Source organism: Paenibacillus polysaccharolyticus (assembly GCF_900102085.1).
Lineage (GTDB): Bacteria > Bacillota > Bacilli > Paenibacillales > Paenibacillaceae > Paenibacillus > Paenibacillus polysaccharolyticus.
The window spans coordinates 132444-150690 of record NZ_FMVM01000002.1; the positions used below are offsets into that span (position 1 = coordinate 132444).

General features: G+C 44.8%; 13 protein-coding genes and 1 pseudogene. 10 read left to right on the plus strand and 4 right to left on the minus strand.

Annotation, left to right across the window (positions count from 1 at the left end; genetic code table 11):
* Positions 1-25 precede the first annotated feature (25 nt).
* Positions 26-883 (minus strand): AraC family transcriptional regulator, encoded by an 858-nt coding sequence (locus BLQ13_RS03160; protein WP_090915909.1) that lies wholly within the window; start codon positions 881-883, stop codon positions 26-28.
* 157 nt (positions 884-1040) lie between these two features.
* Here BLQ13_RS03160 and BLQ13_RS03165 point away from each other — a divergent pair, with 157 nt between their 5' ends.
* The 9 genes and pseudogenes from BLQ13_RS03165 (at position 1041) to BLQ13_RS28750 (ending at position 14708) form a co-directional block, all read left to right on the plus strand.
* Positions 1041-3029: a hypothetical protein gene (locus BLQ13_RS03165; RefSeq protein WP_090915911.1), complete on the plus strand. Its 1989-nt coding sequence runs from the start codon at positions 1041-1043 to the stop codon at positions 3027-3029.
* A 186-nt stretch (positions 3030-3215) separates the two neighbouring features.
* Positions 3216-5537, plus strand: coding sequence for a glycoside hydrolase family 95 protein (locus BLQ13_RS03170; protein ID WP_090915913.1), 2322 nt, complete (start codon positions 3216-3218; stop codon positions 5535-5537).
* 289 nt (positions 5538-5826) lie between these two features.
* Complete coding sequence (locus tag BLQ13_RS03175; protein ID WP_090915919.1) at positions 5827-7395, plus strand: response regulator; 1569 nt, start codon at positions 5827-5829, stop codon at positions 7393-7395.
* Positions 7392-9131 carry a sensor histidine kinase gene (locus tag BLQ13_RS03180; protein WP_090915921.1) on the plus strand — a complete coding sequence of 580 codons (1740 nt, stop codon included), beginning with the start codon at positions 7392-7394 and terminating at the stop codon, positions 9129-9131. The genes BLQ13_RS03175 and BLQ13_RS03180 overlap by 4 nt, the downstream gene beginning before the upstream one ends.
* A 119-nt stretch (positions 9132-9250) precedes the next feature.
* Positions 9251-10930, plus strand: coding sequence for an ABC transporter substrate-binding protein (locus tag BLQ13_RS03185; protein WP_090915923.1), 1680 nt, complete (start codon positions 9251-9253; stop codon positions 10928-10930).
* Between the two features lie 130 nt (positions 10931-11060).
* A complete protein-coding gene (locus tag BLQ13_RS03190; protein ID WP_090915925.1) occupies positions 11061-12032 on the plus strand; it encodes an ABC transporter permease in 972 nt (323 codons plus the stop codon).
* A gap of 15 nt (positions 12033-12047) precedes the next feature.
* Complete coding sequence (locus BLQ13_RS03195; protein WP_090915927.1) at positions 12048-12968, plus strand: carbohydrate ABC transporter permease; 921 nt, start codon at positions 12048-12050, stop codon at positions 12966-12968.
* A 99-nt stretch (positions 12969-13067) separates the two neighbouring features.
* Positions 13068-13406: pseudogene (locus BLQ13_RS29140) on the plus strand (hypothetical protein); the annotation flags it as partial.
* The gene (locus BLQ13_RS28750; protein ID WP_420848899.1) at positions 13398-14708 is read left to right on the plus strand and encodes a carbohydrate-binding protein; all 1311 of its coding nucleotides are present in this window, start codon (positions 13398-13400) and stop codon (positions 14706-14708) included. The pseudogene BLQ13_RS29140 and the gene BLQ13_RS28750, both read left to right, overlap by 9 nt.
* A gap of 134 nt (positions 14709-14842) precedes the next feature.
* Here the strand turns inward: BLQ13_RS28750 and BLQ13_RS03205 are convergent, their stop codons facing one another.
* From BLQ13_RS03205 to BLQ13_RS03215, 3 genes are read right to left on the minus strand one after another with little or no spacing between them, the layout of a single operon-like run.
* Positions 14843-15118: a barstar family protein gene (locus BLQ13_RS03205; protein ID WP_090915931.1), complete on the minus strand. Its 276-nt coding sequence runs from the start codon at positions 15116-15118 to the stop codon at positions 14843-14845.
* 11 nt (positions 15119-15129) lie between these two features.
* The gene (locus BLQ13_RS03210) at positions 15130-15570 is read right to left on the minus strand and encodes a ribonuclease domain-containing protein (RefSeq protein WP_090915933.1); all 441 of its coding nucleotides are present in this window, start codon (positions 15568-15570) and stop codon (positions 15130-15132) included.
* A 53-nt stretch (positions 15571-15623) separates the two neighbouring features.
* Positions 15624-16484 (minus strand): AraC family transcriptional regulator, encoded by an 861-nt coding sequence (locus BLQ13_RS03215; protein WP_090915935.1) that lies wholly within the window; start codon positions 16482-16484, stop codon positions 15624-15626.
* A 206-nt stretch (positions 16485-16690) separates the two neighbouring features.
* Here BLQ13_RS03215 and BLQ13_RS03220 point away from each other — a divergent pair, with 206 nt between their 5' ends.
* Complete coding sequence (locus BLQ13_RS03220; RefSeq protein ID WP_090915937.1) at positions 16691-18220, plus strand: glycoside hydrolase family 43 protein; 1530 nt, start codon at positions 16691-16693, stop codon at positions 18218-18220.
* Positions 18221-18247 lie beyond the last annotated feature (27 nt).

The window sequence follows — 18247 nt, forward strand, 5'->3', positions numbered from 1 at the left end:
GGTTCATACCGTAATTCAACGATAATTAACACTTTTCAGTGCGATGTTTACGTACAAACTTGCCTGGCGATGTTCCGACCATCTTGGTAAAGCTGCGAATAAAGTTGGCATAATCGCCGAATCCGGAATGATAACAGGCCTCGGTAATACTCATGCCTTCCGATAAACAGATTTGGGCGAGCTCGATGCGGCGGTTAAGTATATAGTTTCGAATCGTTAGTCCGGTATGTTTTTTGAATTGCCGGCTGATATAACTGCTGTTGGTGAATAGTTTTTCTGATAAGTGCTGTAGTGTAAGAGATTCGGTCAGATTCGTTTCAATATAGTCCATCGTATTACGAACCAGTTCAGGCATAATGTCGGTGGGCACAAAATTTGTATGTTTAAAAGCCAGATTGGTCATGAGAAGCAGTTGGGCGATCAGCATATTTCTCATAATATCCGCACCGTAGTCTGAGGTTAGCAACATTTGTTCCACTTGGGTTGTAAGATTGAGAAATCGCTCTAACTCCTCTTCATTCAAATGAATGATGTTCCCCTTACCTTTAGGCCGATGATCAAAACAGGCAGAGAGGTTGGTAGATGATGTGGATAATCGGTTAAGAAATGTTTTTTGTAGATTAATTGTGATTCGTTCATATTCATTCTTGTCGAGTGCAAAGGAACGATGCATTTCCTCTGGACTCAAAACAATAAGATCACCTCGCTCCAGATGGTAACATCGATTCTCGATATAGAAATTCACATTGCCGCGAAGAAAAATGTACAACTCATACCCATTGTGCCGATGGTAGAATGTGCCCATATTGTAGGTGGTGACACGATGCAGATACAGCAGATCCATCTGAATGGGGTCATACAGGTACTCCAGCGATTCATTCATATCATGAAAGCCTCCTAATCGTTTGGCGCAATAAATATCACGATTTAAGCAATGAACTTGCGAACCTGAACCTATAAAATGGTACCATCCTAGCATCTTGGTTTAAAATTTGCAAGCGTTTTCTGAAAGGACAGGGAAAACAGAAAGAGAGGATTATATGGAACTGATCTTTACCGCACGCAGTAAAAGGCAGGAAGGGACAGCCTATACTGGAATGAGCACGCATAATCTTCGGGCTGACGTGAATATGAGTGCCGGGACAGGCTGTGCAGATGATCCAAAGCAAGCACAGATTACGATTAAGAATGAAGACAGTCAACGGTGGAGTGGAGTGATTCATGTAGAGCTTGCTTTTGACAAACAGCAGCCCAGATTTTTTCTGCCTGCCTTTATGTATTGTCGTAATCGGGGAGAAGCACCCCAAAATGTACCTAACGAATTTCCAAGACTTCGTGAAGGAACACCTTCCCGTCCTTCATCCCCTTGGTGGATGGTTCGAAGCGATCGTCTATCGCATCCGGCTGCACTTGTATATGATTCGGGCCGAATTGTCGGGCTAAGCGTAAGCCCATATTGGGTGGAAAGCAAGCATAGTGGACAGAAGCAGCCGTGGTATCCGGGTCAAACAGGAACTTTTCTACAATATGGAGGTTTCACATGTTCAATCGAGAAAGGCACCGTTGGTTATACCTTAGGGTATGAGAATGCTCCGTTGCTGTTTATCAAATCAAGACTTGTGCACGAGCGCTCAGCCTTGGCAGAGAGCGTCTTTGTGTTGGAAGCAGGAGAATCGGTGGCGTTCACCCTTGAACTATATGATTATGAATCCTCTTCGCCCTTGGGTATTAACCCTGCATTAGAGCATGTCTACCAAAAGTACCATGAACACCCTAGACAAGGAAGCGACATCCGCACAGCCGTATCCGACATGTCCGCTGCTGTTCGAGACTACGCGTGGCTTCCAGATGACCGTCACTATTCTACTTTTGTGTACGAAGACGCAGAGAGCGGGGGGTATCGATATAACAAAATCATCTCGATCAGTTGGACCAATGGCATGACCATTGCAACCCCCATGCTGCTTGCAGCATTGCGTCAGAACGATGAGCCCATGCGTCAGCAGGCTTTGTCCTGTATCACAAACATTATCGAAAATGCGATGAATTCCGAGTCAGGACTTCCGTATGATGCTTATCAGGATGGAAAATGGAGCATTAAAGGCTGGTGGTTTGACGGTATGCGTACACCAGGGCACTCATCCTATCTCGTTGCTCAAGCCATGTTTTATATCCTCAAATGTTATGACTACGAATACCGCATAAGACAGATTAGGCATGATGACTGGCTCGCTTATGTAAAGCAAGTACTAGAACGCCTGGAACGGAGCAAAAATGCAGATGGCGAATATCCGACGATATTGTCCGAGCGCACCGGTGCAGGCCTGGAGTATGATGCTTTTAGCGGGGCGTGGTGCCTCGCTGCGAAAGCTTATTACAGCTGGTTGACCAATGATTTATCCGATTTGGAGGAAATGAGACGCAGTGAAACACATTATTATAATGCCTATGTGAAACAGATGGAATGTTACGGTGCTCCGCTTGATGCGGACAAAGCAGTGGATTCGGAAGGCATTCTGGCATATATCAAAGCTCTCCGTTTCCTGCATGCACTCTCCGGTGAGGAAACGTTCCTTGATCATATGAGAGACGCCATCAGCTATGAGTTCAGTTTTAAATTTTGTTATAACTCGCCAGTGCAGATTCCGCCGCTGAGTACATTGAACTGGTCAAGTTCTGGAGGAAGCGTCACTTCGGTAGCTAACCCGCACATTCATCCCATGTCGAGCAATCTCGTTGATGAGCTTTTGTATTATCTTCAGCATCGTGAGGATGACTATATCCGTCAGCGTATGAATGATACGATCGCTTGGGGCTGTCAAACCTATAATCGTGTTGATGGTGAATATGGTTATGGCAAAAAAGGATGGATGTCCGAGCGCTTTTGTCACTCGCAAGGACTCGTTACGGAGACTTATGCCGATGGTACGCCGGCAAGCACCTGGTTCTGTCTGATGCCGTGGGCCAGCGGCTCCATCATCGAAGGTCTCGTTGGTGACTACTGGGATCAAGTCACCTCCAGCGATTGAATAGATATGACCATGCCTCCAAACGGGTTAGCATTGTGAAGGTTTAGGTTAGTTTTCTTCATTCAACGAAGCCGGGTGAACAAAGTAAACTGATTATACGGCCTGTAAGACGGGTCATATTGAGTCCTGTTCGTCATGCTGCTAGTGCAGCAGTGAACCTTGGCATCTCTCGTTGGAGGTATAATGATGAATACGAATAAAATTTGGTTTGATCACGCCGCGGAGCAGTGGGAAGAAGCCTTTCCGATTGGAAACGGAACCCTCGGTGGTATGGTATTTGGAAAAACACATCTAGAGAGAGTGCAGTTAAATGAAGATAGCCTTTGGTACGGCGGACCGATGGAGCGGAACAACCCGCATTCACTTCAATCACTGGATAACATAAGGGAACTTCTGTTTCAAGGCCAGATTCGGCAGGCAGAGGAGCTAGCGTTAACCTCATTAGTGGGTGTGCCTGATGGGCAACGACATTACGAGCCGCTTGGTGACTTCTATGTAGCCATGCATCATGCAGACGAGGAGACAGCAGCGTATCAGAGATATCTTGATTTGGAACAAGGAATCGCTCGCGTTCAGTACACATCAGGCAATACACAATACAAGCGAGAATATTTTTCAAGTTATCCTGATCAGGTCATGGCAGTCCGTCTGTCTAGTAGCGTGCCAGGCGAATTATCATTCACAGCCTTGTTTGGCAGAGGTTCCGTGTTACAATGGTCGCCGTTATCGGGGGCGCTAAGACATCCGGTCGGGTTCCAATCTTTGATTGATCGAATCCAACAACGCAGCAATGGCGATATGATTATCCGGGGACGAAGCGGGGGAGAAGGTGGGATTCGTTTTTGCTGTGCGATTCGGGTCATGCACGAAGCAGGGGAGCTTCAGTATTCGAGCGGTCAAATGTCACTTTTAAATGCTGATTACGCCACCGTGCTGATCGCAGCATGCACTGATTTTCGTTATGACAAGGAAGATTTGGAGGCAGAATGTTTACGAAGAATAGATGCGGCCTCCGCCAAAACGTATGATCAGTTACTTCAGGATCATATCACTGACTATCAGGCGCTGTTCAAACGAATGGATCTGCATCTGGAAGGTGGACACACAGATACCAGTTATATGACTCTGCCGATGAATCAACGACTCGAGCGTCTTAGAGCAGGCGGTGATGATCCTGAACTCGTAAGTTTGTACTTCCAGTTCGGGCGATACTTGCTAATCTCCAGCAGCCGGCCCGGTTCGTTACCTGCCAATCTGCAGGGCATATGGAACAAAGACATGCTTCCGGTATGGGATAGTAAATACACCATTAATATCAATACAGAAATGAACTATTGGCCAGCCGAGAGTTGTAATCTGCCGGAGTGTCACATCCCGTTATTTGATTTTATCGAGCGACTACAGGAACGTGGAAGGGAAACGGCCAGCAAGATGTATAGCTGTAGCGGATTTGTAGCACATCATAATTCCGACATATGGGCAGATCCTGCCCCGCAGGATGTATGTCTAACGTCGACCTTCTGGACGATGGGCGGCGCGTGGTTGTCTCTTCACCTGTGGGATCATTATGAATACGGTAGGGACAAGATTTTTTTGAAAAAAGTATATGAAACGATGAAAGAGGCAGCTTTGTTTATTCTGGATTTCCTTGTACAAGACCCGGAGGGGAATCTCACGATATGTCCTTCATCCTCACCGGAAAATATCTATATCCTGGATCATGGTGAGTCGGGTGCGCTTTGTTACGGGGCATCGATGGATAACCAGATTATTCGGGAGTTGTTCACGCGGTGTATTTATAGTACACACATTCTGCAACAAGATCAGGAATTTGCATCACAGTTACAAGAAGCATTAACTCGTATTCCGGATATCGCTGTGGGAAAACACGGACAGATTCAAGAATGGAGCAAGGATTACGATGAACTTGAACCAGGTCATAGACACATATCACATTTGTTTGCGCTGCATCCTGGATCACAGATTACTCCGAAAGCGACGCCTGATCTGGCAAAGGCCGCTCGTGTTACGCTGGATCGCAGACTTCAGCATGGCGGCGGACATACAGGCTGGAGTCGGGCCTGGATTCTAAACATGTGGGCAAGACTGGAGCAGGCTGAACAGGCACATGATAACGTTATGGAGCTGCTTCGTTCCTCGACACTGCCTAATTTATTCTGTGATCATCCTCCGTTTCAGATTGATGGAAACTTTGGAGGTACGGCAGGCATAGCCGAAATGTTGCTCCAGAGTCACGGCGGAGAGATTCGTTTACTTCCTGCGTTGCCAAAAGCATGGCCGAAAGGTTCCGTTCGAGGGCTGCGAGCGCGCGGCGGATTTGAAGTGGACATGGAATGGAGCGAAGGGAAGTTGCTTCATGCCAGTATACGTGCAAGCGAGGCAATTAAAGTCAGCGTTTCTTATCTGGATCAACATATGGAACTGAATTTTCAGAGTGCACAAGATTCAATTATTTTAAAAGGGGAAAAGTGGCAAGTAACCTCTTGATTAGAAGGATAAGGATATAGCATAAAATTCATCTCTATCTCTTAAGCGAAACGTCCGGGTTAAACTCGGTTCTGTTTCGCTTTTTTTATATTATGAAGCTGATGTCTGTACTTTCGCGCAATAAAATCAACGATTCGCGCAATGAATTTGCAAACGGCAAAGGATAGAATGGAAACCATCTTGTATAAATAGCTGCAGAATTGTAAGCGGGTTCTAATTATAATTGGAATATACCGTTTTTTGTTGATTTCATTCAACGATTTTCGCTTGAAGGGAAGGGGCAGATCATATGTTAAAAGTACTTCTGGTCGACGATGAGATGTATATCCGTAAAGGAATGCATGAACTGATTGATTGGCACAGTCTTGGCATGGAGATTGCGGGGGAAGCAGAGAATGGACTGGAGGCGCTGAATAAGGCGGAGTGTCTACATCCTGATGTCATTATTACCGATATCCGAATGCCTATTCTGGATGGACTCGAGCTCATTCGTGCCGTTGACAAGTCACCTACGCTAGAGCCTGTGTTTATTATCATTAGCGGTTACCATGATTTCAAGTATGCACAACAAGCAATAAGGTACGGTGTCCAGGATTACATCCTCAAGCCGATTGATGACGAAGAAATGACCGCAACGCTGCAAAAGGCGGCTAACCTGATCCAGAATAAGCGAAAACATGCATTTTTGGAGGAAGGACAAGCCAGTCGAATTATGTTAAAAGATATGATCAAGGGTCAGATTCGAAAAGAAGATGAGATCCGGTATGCAGAAATGTTAGGTATTGACCATCAGACGTCATTGATCATTGTGCTGTTTGAATTACAAACAGGCTCAGAGCACCGGAAAGTGACTCTTCACCAGGTTAATGAAATCCTTTATTCGTTGGCGGATCATCGGTTCAACCTATACGTTATTGAGGAACAGCTAGGTAGATTTGCCTTGATTGTTCTATTGAAGGAAGCCTCACCAAAACAACGTGTAGTTGATAAAATTCAATGGATTCAAAACATGCTCAGCGACCACCTTGGCGCAGATGTAGGCTTGTACGCAGGTACATTAATAGATGACATGACCGAAGCACCTCGGTCTTACGCGGAAGCTGAGGAAGCATCCAAGCATAAGTTTGCAGAGCCTGGAAGTGTTGTCCATTATACAGAAGTGAAAGATAAAGCGTTATACGTATTTAACATAAATCAGGAAGAGGTTGATCCCCTGATTCTAAGCCTGGAAGAGCGAAATCGTGAGGCTTGTCATGAGATTGTGCACGATATGTTCAACAAGTTTCACTCTCGCCGGTTTTCTACTCAGGCAGTTACAGGTTCTCTGTTGCGTTGCATTACGGGCATACTCGCGGTTGTGCATGAAATGGGAGGTACGGACGCAGGGTTGCAGAAACTCAAGTTATTAGCCGAACAAGGTCAAGATGGATGGAATTTGCGACTATTGAAAATTGCATTTTTGACTGCATTGGAAGAAGCAGAGGAGTATATTGCGCAACTGCGGATGGAGCAGTCCAAAGGAGATATCAACAAGATCAAACGATATATCGATTCCCATTACATGGAGAATATCAGTCTCAAAAGTATAGCGGCCCAGTTCTATATGAATCCGGTCTATCTGGGTCGACTTTTCCGTAAAAGTTATAACCAGTATTTTAATGAGTATCTGCTGAATCTTCGGGTTCAGGAAGCCCAGAAGTTGCTTCGCCAGACGGATCTGCGAATGTATGAAGTGGCGGCTCGTATCGGATTTCAGAATGCGGATTATTTTGTGACTCAGTTTGAGAAAATCGTTAATATGACGCCAACAACCTACCGTAATCTTCTGAAAGAGGATGGACAGCGGGGGGCCCAATGATCAAGTGGAAGTGGAACTACATGAAGCTTCGGGACAAATTGTTGCTGATGTACGTGTTATCGGTGTTCATTCCGATTGTTGTGACGAATGTCGTTTTCTATCAAGTAACCACAGCCAATATCCGTAACCAGAAATCTCGTGATGCCGGAATGGCGTTAAACAATCTGAAGAACGAATTACGTGTGACGATTGACCAGGGGGTAGGTCTGTCGTATTCGCTCTATGCTGATCCTGTATTCAATGACACGTTATCTCGTTCGTTTGAAAGTAACTCGGAGTATATTCGGGCATATAACTCCTATCTCAAAGGAGAGTTTTCCGGTCAACTGAGTCAAGGCATTCGTTGGTACCAAGTGTATACCGATAATCCAACGATTTTGTCCTCAGGCTACATTGAACACTTAAATGAAGCGGTTCGCAGCACGAGCTGGTATAAGCAATTACAGAATAATGTTGTACCTTATCCAACCTTGATTGCAACCGATCAGATGTTAAGCCTCATCCAGCGGTTAAACAATCAGGACACGGGCGGTATCGAACAATTACTCAAAATTGACTTTAATATGGATCTACTCCAAGAGCAATTTCGCAACAGCGGTTTTGATGGCAAAGTGTATTTGGTTGATCCAGGAGGCCATATTCGCTTTTCGAATGATTTGAGCACAGAGAATGTTTCAATTGGACAGCTTTACGGAAAAATGGAATTCCCCAATAAAACCATTCGATTTGATCGTGTCTATTCTGGCATTAACTATTTGGAAGGGTGGTCCCTGCAAGGTGTGATGGATGAGGAAATCGTGTTACAGGAAGTTCGTAAATCACGCTCTTTCGTCGTCTGGCTGGCATGTATTAATTTCGTGTTGCCTTCGATTATCATTGCGGCGATGTCCCGCTCCATTCACGTCAGACTGGTACGTATTCTCAAACATATGAAAAAAGTAAAAACACAAAATTTTCAGACCATTCCTCCTGAAGATGCAAGGGACGAGATTGGACAATTGACAACCGAATTCAACAGGATGACCGAGACGATTCGGAATCTTATTGATGAAGTATATCTAGCGGATATTCAAAAAAAAGACCTGGAGCTTAAACAGCAGCAGGCGCAGCTTCATGCATTACATAGTCAGATTAATCCGCATTTCCTGTTTAACACGCTTGAATCTGTGCGAATGCGGAGCCTGATCAAGGGCGAGAAAGAGACCGCTAAGATTGTGCATCATATGGCAAAAATGTTTCGTAAGTCCATTAGCTGGAATCAGCATGACGTGACCGTGAAGGAGGAACTGGAGCTAATCGACAGCTTTTTGCAAATCCAGAAGTATCGCTTTGGGGAAAAACTCCAGTATTATATTGAAGCTGATCCTGAAGCGTTAAAGTACCGGATACCAAAAATGGTCATCTTGCCATTCGTGGAAAACGCCAGCATACATGGCATTGAATCTACACCGGGTGAAGGCATTATTCGGCTTGTTGTTCAATTGGAGGGTCAGAATCTTCATATCGGGCTTGAGGATAACGGTATTGGCATGTCCGCAGCAAGATTGAAAGAATTGGTAGGATATCTGGAACAGAATATGGATATGGGTGAGCATGTAGGGATGAAAAATGCCTATAGCCGGTTGAAACTTTGTTATAGGGATCGATTCTCTTTTTCTATCCATTCAGAGGAAAGCAAGGGGACGTGTATACAAATCAGGCTCCCGCTTGATGGAGATGAGTCTGAAGTTAAATGATGGTTCGATATACTTTTTAAAGAACAATGTACAGTTTCATGGGTAACTATGAAAGCGTTATCTTGATATATTGAAAATGCTTACATACACCGTTTAACTAAAAAGGGGGAACAAAACACATGTTAAAACCGCTTTTGAAAACGACAGGATTAGCCGTATTATTGGCATCCCTGTTGGCTGGGTGCTCGTCAGGCAGCTCTTCTCCAGGGGCTTCGTCTACAGCAAAAGAAGATGATAATAGCCCGGTTACATTTTCGTATTACATGTTTTCTTCGGGCAAGAAAGATACTTTGGCAAGTGAAACAACGATTGGTAAAGAACTGCAGAAGCAGACAGGTGTAGATTTTAAATTGGAATATCTGGTTGGTGACAGTGCGACTAAAGCTGGCGTTATGATTGCGTCCGGAGACTATCCTGACGTCATCGCCTCCAGCGGAGAAATGTCCAAATTGCTGGATGCTGGAGCTTACATTCCGTTAGATGATCTGATCGAAAAATACGGTCCGAATATTAAGAAAGTGTATGGCCCGTACTTCGATAAAATGAGAAACCCGGAAGACGGTAAAATCTATGCGTTGCCATATACGGCTAACCAAGGTGAGTATTCAGGTAGCCCTAACATTGGCGGGGGGGCATTCTGGATTCAACGTTCTGTATTGAAGGAATTTAATTATCCTAAAATTACGACACTGGATGAATATTTTGATCTGATCGAGGACTATAAGGAGAAACACCCGACAGTGGATGGAGCCGAAACGATCGGGTTTGTATCCCTTGCTGGCGTAGCCAATAACTTCTTCACGTTGCAAAATCCAGCCATGCACCTTGCAGGATATCCAAATGACGGCGGCGTTATGGTAGATATGCAAACCCATGTCGCAAGAACCGTTTCAGGTACAGAAGAACAGAAACGCTGGATCAAAAAGCTGAATGAAATTAACGCCAAAGGTTTGCTTGATCCAGAGTCATTCACCATGAACAAGGATCAGTACTTGGCAAAACTGACTTCAGGACGTGTTCTCGGTTACTTTAACTATGCATGGCAAGTAGGAGATGCAACGAAAAACTTGCTGGCAGCAGGTATCGATGAGAAACGTTATGCACCGCTTCCGATTGTGTTCGATAAGAGCATCAAGGACCAATACATTGATCCTCCTGGCTTCGTAAACAACTATGCTACGGGTATTACCGTAAATGCGAAAGACCCGGAACGTATCATCAAGTATTTTGATAATTTGCTCAAAGAAGAGAATCAGATTCTGATCCAGTGGGGGATCAAAGATCAGACTTACAGCGTAGATGAAAAAGGGCGCTATTATTATGCGAATGATGAACAGCGGAAAATTCACGACGATGTCGAGCTTGGCCGTAAATTTGGATTTACCTATTTCAGTAATGACTGGCCACGTTATGGTGGAGAATCGACACTGTCCGATGGGAATGCATTTAATCCAGGCAATCAGCCGGAAGTTGTCGCAGGAACATATACAGAAGGGGATAAAAAATTCCTGGATGCCTATGGTATCAAGACGTTCAGTGAGCTGTTCAACAAACCGGAGGAACGTCCTTGGTTCCCGGCATGGTCAATTGCGCTCGAACAAGGTTCTCCTGAACAAGTTTTCACAACGAAATCGGATGACATACAGCGCAAGTACTTGCCTGAGATGATTTTGAGTGCACCTTCGAACTTCGATAACCTGTGGAATGCTTACATGGCTGAATTTAGCAAGCTGGACAAAGCAGGCTACGAGAAAAAGATGACTGAAGTCATTCAAAATCGTGTCGCAGGTAAATGGTGATTTAATCAAGACCATATAAAATAAACTGTTACGTGCGCTGGAGAGAAGGGGGGAATCGCTTTCTGGTGTATATCTCCGTATATACTCTCTCCGCGCATGAATAACAGATAGGGAAAGGAGTAACTGCATCGTGGAGGAACCCAATGTAACTCTTCAACCGATTCCACCTACTTCGCATCGAAAAGGGAACCGCGAAACCAGCTTCTACAAACGATTGCTACAGCAGCGTACCCTGGCTTTTATGTGTATTCCCTTTGTGATTTGGGCATTTGTATTCAAATATTTGCCGCTATGGGGCTGGACGATGGCGTTCCAGAACTTTAAACCGGCAAGAGCTTTCGCGGATCAGCAGTGGGTGGGGATGAAACATTTCCAAACACTGTTTGAAGATAATACGTTCTATCGAGTGCTTCGAAATACGCTGGTGATGAGTTCTATTAAATTGGTGCTTGGGTTTGTCACAGCGATTACCTTGGCACTTCTTTTGAATGAATTGAAAAATATTATTTTTAAACGTTTTGTACAAACCGTCAGTTATTTGCCTCACTTCATTTCTTGGGTTGTTGCTTCAAGTATCGTGCTCACCGTGTTGTCACCCGATGGAATCATTAACCTTATTCTTATGAAGCTGCACTTGATCGACAGTCCAGTGCTTTGGATGGGGAAAGGCGAATATTTCTGGGGGATACTGGGGGCCACCGAGGTATGGAAAGATGTTGGCTGGAACACGATCATCTATCTGGCGGCGATTACAGCCATCGACCCTGCTCAGTATGAAGCGGCAGAGATTGACGGAGCCAGTCGTTTTAAACGAATGTTATATATCACATTGCCAGGTTTAAAACCGGTTATCGTCATTTTGCTTATTATGAATATGGGAAGTATTCTGGAATCCGGATTCGAACCTCAATATTTGCTGGGCAACGGCATGAATATGGATTATTCAGAAAATCTGGATATCTTTGTCTTGAAGTATGGTTTGGGAATGGGGAACTTCTCCTTGGGTACAGCAGCAGGTATTTTCAAAACTGTGGTCAGCTTCATCTTCCTCTTCACCGCCAATTATATCGCCAAAAAAATGGGAGAAAGCAGACTATTCTAAGAGGAGGCCTGAGCCATGCCAAAAGCAAAATCATCCCGCTTGCGGAACAGTAGCACCGGGGACCGGGCGTTTGATGCGATTAATATCACGTTTATGATCTGTTTGATGATTGTTACAATCTATCCGTTTATCAATATGATTGCCGTATCTCTCAATGATGCGAATGACGCCATACGCGGAGGGATCTATTTGTGGCCACGGGAGTGGACACTGGATAACTACAAATATATCTTCGGAGAATCCGACATTTACCATGCTACGCTGATCTCGGCACTTCGTACGATTATCGGAACGATTGTCTCCGTTTTCTGTACCGCGATGCTTGCTTATACACTTAGCCGGCAGGAATTCGTACTTCGTAAGTTTGTGACGATGTTTTTTGTCTTCACGATGTACTTCAGCGGAGGACTCATTCCAGGGTACCTGTTGATTCGTGATCTCGGGCTGATTGGATCTTTCTGGGTTTACATCATTCCGGGTGTAATCGGTGTGTTTAATATGATCGTCATTCGTTCTTTCATTGAAGGATTGCCTGAGGGAATTCTGGAGTCGGCCCGTATTGACGGAGCGGGAGAATTTACAACGTTTATTCGAGTGGTACTGCCATTAACCATCCCAGCGATGGCAACTGTTTCTCTTTTCGTAGCCGTGGGTCAATGGAATTCCTGGTTTGACGTCTTTCTCTATAACTCGTCTAACAAGGAGTTAAGCACACTTCAATATGAATTGATGAAGATTTTGCAGACGTCAACAACGGCGGCAACGTCATCGGCAAGTGATGTGTATCAGTCTGCTGAGAACAGCGGAGTTGCCGTGACACCAACTTCTATTCGGGCAACGATGACTATTATTGCAAGTGTTCCAATTCTGATGGTATATCCTTTCCTGCAGAAATACTTCGTTCAAGGTATGACCATCGGAGGCGTAAAGGGATAAAAGTTAGGTTAAGGTTAAGATTAAGATTGTTGTGTTCTAATCTGAAAGGTCGGGAGATGAGAAATCGTGAATTCTATGTTCAAAAAATCACTCTGTACGATGCTTGCAGCGTTAACAGCACTACCCCTGTTTTATGTACCTGCTTCCTCCAAAGTAATGGCGGCGAACGATGCTGTAATTAACGTAACTTCACCCAAACAAGTGATTCGGGGTTTTGGCGGTATGACACATTCCGGTTGGATTGGTGATCTCACTGCCTCTGAGAGGGAAACCGCTTTTGGCAATGGGCCTAACCAGCTGGGCTTCTCTGTTCTAAGAATTCCGATTGATGAGAACAAGAACAACTGGCAACGGGAAGTGGATACAGCCAAAAAGGCGATTGAACATGGTGCGATTGTATTTGCATCTCCTTGGAATCCACCAACAGATATGACGGAACTGGTCACCATCGGCACTACTTCGGGCGGTGGTTCAACGTATGAAGCTGAATCCTCGACAACGTTGACCGGGGCTGTAGCGGGGAGTTCTTTGACAGGATATACAGGATCAGGTTATGTTACTTTCCAAAATGCGAGCGGTTCGGCTGTTCAGTGGAATACGATTCTGATTGGCAGCACCGGCACCAAAAACATTAAAATTCGGTATTCACTTCCTTCAGGAACGAGTAACCTGGATGTATACGTGAACGGCACATTAGCGCTCAGTAACGTGCCATTTGAAGCTACAGGTAGTGGAAACACATGGAAGGACAAATCGATTCAGGTACCGATGGTGAATGGCACAAGCACGTTGAAGCTGGTTACTACAGGAACGGGTGGACCGAACATTGATAACATCAACGTAACTGCATATACGCAGATTACACAGGCCAAACGACTCAAGTACGACAAATATGCGGCTTACGCTCAATATTTGAATGAATTCGATACATTTATGAAAAATAACGGCGTCAACTTGTATGCGATTTCCGTACAAAACGAGCCTGACTATGCCCATGACTGGACATGGTGGTCTCCGGAGGAAATGCTTCGTTTCATGAAAGAAAACGCGGGTTCCATCAACAATCGGGTCATTGCCCCGGAATCCTTCTCTTATGTGAAAAACATGTCGGACCCTATTTTGAATGATCCGCAAGCCCTTGCGAATATGGATATTTTGGGTGCACATACGTATGGTACGCAATATAGCGACTTTCCATATCCGTTATTTGAACAAAAGGGAGCAGGAAAAGAGCTTTGGATGACAGAGGTATACTATCCGAACAGCGAGACCAATTCTGCAGATCGCTGGCCTGAAGCTTTAGGAGTAGCGGAGCATATGTACAATGCGATGGTTGAAGGTAATTTTCAGACGTATGTATGGTGGTATATCCGTAGACATTATGGACCGATCAAAGAGGATGGAACGATAAGTAAACGTGGCTATAGTATGGCTCATTACTCCAAATTCGTGCGCCCTGGTGATGTCAGAGTAGATGCAACCAAAAATCCGGCAAATGGTGTATATGTCTCGGCATACAAGGGAGAGAACAACAAAATCGTTATCGTTGCTATTAACAAAAATACTTCAGGCGTGAATCAGCGATTCACTGTGCAAAATGGAACAGCCTCCGCTGTATCCTCCTGGGTAACGGACAGCACACGTAATCTGGCGGCCGGCTCTGCGTTGCAGATATCCGGCAACGGATTCTCGGCAGACCTGCCAGCCCAAAGTGTAACAACATTTGTTGTGCAACCGTAAGGACAGATGTGAATGAAGAGAAGAACGAGGCAAAGAAGTAAATAGAAGTGAATTGAAGTCAAAAGAAGTTAAAATAAGATAGCAGAAGTTAGTAGAAGTTAAAAGAACAGGCTGCCCTTAGGCAGCCTGTTTTACTATGACCATAACTCTAATGTGAACTCGTCAATCTCTTGCTCTGCTTCGCGCATTAAATCAATCACCTGATCTGCATAATCACCTAGCTTTTCTCTGCTTATATCAAAGTGACTCCAGCGGATCGTCAGCGGCATCTGGACTTCACCTGTCAAGGCATCCCATAAAGCGTCCAGATTGTGTCCGTAGTGTTCATCCAATTGCAATTTATCCTGCAACAACTGATGGAGTGATTCCCTATTATGAAGGTAACGACCGTCGATCTGAATGATATTCATGTGTTCCTCCGTTATTTGATCTGTTGAAAAGTCTTATAATGATCGGTGGTTTGATAGATTAGACCGTCATTCGAATATAGAATTCGGTCGCTTCCGCGTTTTCCACCAGTATAATGGATATCCGCCTCATACCAGATCCGACCTTTTTTATTGGGAAGCAGCCCTTCGCGATTTCTGAATACGTCACCGCCAATGCTCTTTCCTGGAGCGACCTGACCCAGATTGCCTTCACTAGGCTCCCAGCCCAGCTTACGAGCTTCTTTTTTCGTAATATAATTGGGCGGAAGTTCATGATGCTCTTTGATATAATCGGCGACCTCCTGAAATCCCATCTCTTTGGAGGGTTGACCAGCGTGAGAACTGGTATTGGTAATAATCTGTGAGGTACAACCTGCAATCAATAATACGGAAAGCAAGACGAATAGAGGATACAACCATTTTCTTAAAAGCATGTTCTGATCTCCTTTTAATGATGACAATGCTCTTAATGGTAATCGGTTTCCGGCTACAAATCAATTCTAACCTCGGCTTGCCGATACCTCGTATATTTTCCCGGTGAGATTCCAACGATCTTGGTAAAGCTACGAATGAAATTGGCGTAGTCACTAAACCCTGACTGGAAGCAAACATCTGTGATGCTCAGTCCATCTGTAAGAAGTGTTTTGGCAAGTTCAATGCGTCTACCTAGAATGTAGGAGCGAAGCGTAAGCCCGGTATGCTTTTTAAATTGCCGGCTGATGGAGGTGCTGTTCATATAGAATTGTTCGGCCAATTGTCCGAGAGTAATATGTTGCGTGATGTGTGCTTCGATATATTCCATCGTTCTGCGTACCAGTTCAGGCATGATGTCTTGAGGTACAAAGGAATTATGCTGAAACCACTGGTTGATCAGAACAAGTAGTTGTGCCATAGCAGCATTGGTCTGCACGTCTGCGCCGTACCTGTTAGAATCAGCAGATTCTTCAATCTGACGGGTCCAATACAGAAGCTGATTTAACTGGTTCTCATTCAGATGAATGATGTTGCCACTTCCGTCAGGGCGATGATCGAAACAAGATAATAAATTCGTCAAAACTGTGGATAGCTGGCACACATAGGTTTTCTTGAGGTTAATCGTGATTCGCTCATATTCAGTCTCGTCCACAATAAGTGTCCGATGCATCTCCTCAGGAGATATGACAAGCAAGTCGCCACGCTGCATGGGATAGCAACGATGATCGACATAGAAGTGTACATTTCCTTGCAGGAATAAGTAGATTTCATACGCGTTGTGGCGGTGATAACTGGAGTCATACCTGTAGGTTGTTAGGGGATGGCGGTACAAAAGCTCTGGCTGAATCGCATCATAAAAATAATCAGAAGACATATCGTAGAAGTACCTCCTGTCATTTCACGCAATAAAACATGCAAACTACGCAATGAAATTGGACTTAGTTTCACTTAAAATGTAATCATCCTATCATGAAAACGTTTGATTTGCAAACGCTTTCTATTTGTTGTGCCCTAATATATGGATACCTGATTAGATATGAAAATAATGCAAGATCCATTCTATTTGCGGGAGGAAATGAAATGAACAATGAAACGATGGCACAAGCTGGGGAGCAGAAGACTGAAGCTGGCTTAACGGGTCACTTGCAGCATACACCAAAGGAGATTGGAAAGCTTCGTCCCAACGCTAATCCTCTAATGGCACACAAATTCGGAGCTGATCCTTATGCACTCGTGTTTAATAACCGGGTCTACCTCTATATGACCAGTGACAAACTGGAGTATGATGCGAATGAGATTCCTCAGAAAAACAGTTATCAGTCGATCAATAAAATTACAGTCATCTCATCGGATGATTTGATCAACTGGACAGATCATGGGGAAATCAAAGTAGCAGGTCCAGAAGGGGCAGCTACCTGGGCTTCCCAATCTTGGGCTCCAGCAGCTGCACATCGCAATTTGAATGGTGAAGATCGTTTTTATTTATATTTTGCCAATAATGCCAGCGGTATTGGTGTTCTGAGCGCACCAACACCTATAGGGCCTTGGACAGATCCGATCGGAAAAGCGTTGGTGACAAGAGAAACGCCGGGTGTTGAAGACGTAACGTGGTTATTTGATCCTGCTGTGCTTGTGGATGATGACCATCAAGCTTATCTTTATTTTGGTGGAGGCGTGCCTGAGGGGAAACCAGAGCGTCCGGATACGGCGCGAGTGATGAGACTTGGAAAGGATATGGTCAGTGTTGAGGGTAAGGCCAAGATCATTCCTGCACCTTTTATGTTTGAAAATTCGGGGATACATAAATATGATAACATCTATTATTACACTTACTGCTCCAACTTTTTTCAAGTTGAACGTGACGAGGATAGCCCGCCACCGGGAGAAATTGCATACATGACAAGTGCGCAGCCTATGGGTCCATGGACGTATCAGGGAACAATCCTTAAAAACCCGGGCCACTTCTTCGGGATTGGCGGTAACAATCATCATGCTATTTTCCCACTGGGGAATGAGTGGTATATTGCTTATCATGCGCAGACTCTGTGCCAGGCGATGGATATCCCGGAAGGGTATCGTTCCACACATCTGAACAAGGTGCAGTACGAAGAGACAAGTGGAAGAATCAAAGCGATTCAAGCGGACTACGAAGGTGTAGATCAACTGAAATCATTCAATCCATATCAACAGGTCAGCGGGTCAACGATTGGCTGGAATGCGGGAGTGATCACCCGTCAAATAAGTGGCTCGGGTCCGGAGCAAGCGGAACAAGGCGAGTCTCCAAAACCAGATGAAGTTGCCAGTGTGATGCATGAAGGAAGCTGGATTGCGATCTCGCGTGTGGATTTTGGTCAAAAAGGGGCGGCAAGCTTTACTGCAACCGTATGCAGCCAAGGTGGAGCATGTACTCTTGAACTTCGACTAGAACGAGAAGACGGTGATTTAATTGGAAAAGTGCATATTCCTGCATCAGCGGAGGGTCAAGAATGGATGGAGGCATCGACTTCAATAACTGGCGCTAGGCATGAACACGACCTGTATCTTGTACTGAAACCATCAGAAGAAAACCCATGCATCCTTTTAAACCAATGGATGTTTGAAGAAGCCTAACATCAGGAAGGGACTTATCCTGTTGAT

Bases quoted from the DNA above. Each gene is read 5' to 3' on its own strand.
- BLQ13_RS03215 (WP_090915935.1), bottom strand. From the start codon at position 16,484: ATGTCTTCTGATTATTTTTATGATGCGATTCAGCCAGAGCTTTTGTAC.
- BLQ13_RS03170 (WP_090915913.1), top strand. From the start codon at position 3,216: ATGAATACGAATAAAATTTGGTTTGATCACGCCGCGGAGCAGTGGGAA.
- BLQ13_RS03220 (WP_090915937.1), top strand. From the start codon at position 16,691: ATGAACAATGAAACGATGGCACAAGCTGGGGAGCAGAAGACTGAAGCT.
- BLQ13_RS03175 (WP_090915919.1), top strand. From the start codon at position 5,827: ATGTTAAAAGTACTTCTGGTCGACGATGAGATGTATATCCGTAAAGGA.
- BLQ13_RS03180 (WP_090915921.1), top strand. From the start codon at position 7,392: ATGATCAAGTGGAAGTGGAACTACATGAAGCTTCGGGACAAATTGTTG.
- BLQ13_RS03205 (WP_090915931.1), bottom strand. From the start codon at position 15,118: ATGAATATCATTCAGATCGACGGTCGTTACCTTCATAATAGGGAATCA.
- BLQ13_RS03160 (WP_090915909.1), bottom strand. From the start codon at position 883: ATGAATGAATCGCTGGAGTACCTGTATGACCCCATTCAGATGGATCTG.
- BLQ13_RS03210 (WP_090915933.1), bottom strand. From the start codon at position 15,570: ATGCTTTTAAGAAAATGGTTGTATCCTCTATTCGTCTTGCTTTCCGTA.
- BLQ13_RS03195 (WP_090915927.1), top strand. From the start codon at position 12,048: ATGCCAAAAGCAAAATCATCCCGCTTGCGGAACAGTAGCACCGGGGAC.
- BLQ13_RS03165 (WP_090915911.1), top strand. From the start codon at position 1,041: ATGGAACTGATCTTTACCGCACGCAGTAAAAGGCAGGAAGGGACAGCC.
- BLQ13_RS03185 (WP_090915923.1), top strand. From the start codon at position 9,251: ATGTTAAAACCGCTTTTGAAAACGACAGGATTAGCCGTATTATTGGCA.
- BLQ13_RS28750 (WP_420848899.1), top strand. From the start codon at position 13,398: ATGACGGAACTGGTCACCATCGGCACTACTTCGGGCGGTGGTTCAACG.